The organism is Oleiphilus sp. HI0123, from assembly GCF_001635315.1.
The window spans coordinates 1-472 of record NZ_LWGE01001021.1 but is presented as its reverse complement, the minus strand read 5'-3'; the positions used below and the strand labels follow the sequence as shown (position 1 = coordinate 472).

Below are 472 nucleotides of genomic sequence, written 5' to 3'. Positions count from 1 at the left end.
ACGTATCTAAACGCGAACAAGTCATGGGAAGTGGTGACCATACGATAAACATCAAGCAGTGTGAGATCCCTTCTCATGATTCACCACTCGACCTGAACATATGGTTTAAAAAACGCGGCGACTCACTCAGTGGAGCAATCGTCTATAGTACATCTCTCTTTACTGAAAAAACGATCCAAGGCTTTAGGGATCATTTTCTTACGATTCTCGGACAAATTGCACAAAACCCGATAACCAGGCTTTGCGATATAGAACTACTTAATCAAAGCTCAAGCAAGCAAGTGATGAGACAATGTATAGGACCTGCTCATGCTTGGCATGAAGAACAAGCCAAGGCCCCTCGCACTGTCGGTCACTACCTTCATCATCAAGCTCAACAATTTGCCGAAAGTGATGCCGTCATATTTGAGCAGGAAGTCTTAAGCTATCGTCAGCTTGATGAACTTAGCTCACAGTGGGCTCAGCTCCTATT

Annotated in this window: 1 protein-coding gene; it reads left to right on the top strand. The window is 44.3% G+C overall.

What is annotated here, in order from left to right; translation table 11 throughout:
* A partial coding sequence (locus tag A3761_RS08825; RefSeq protein ID WP_197472992.1) for a condensation domain-containing protein occupies positions 1–472 on the top strand: 472 nt, incomplete at both ends.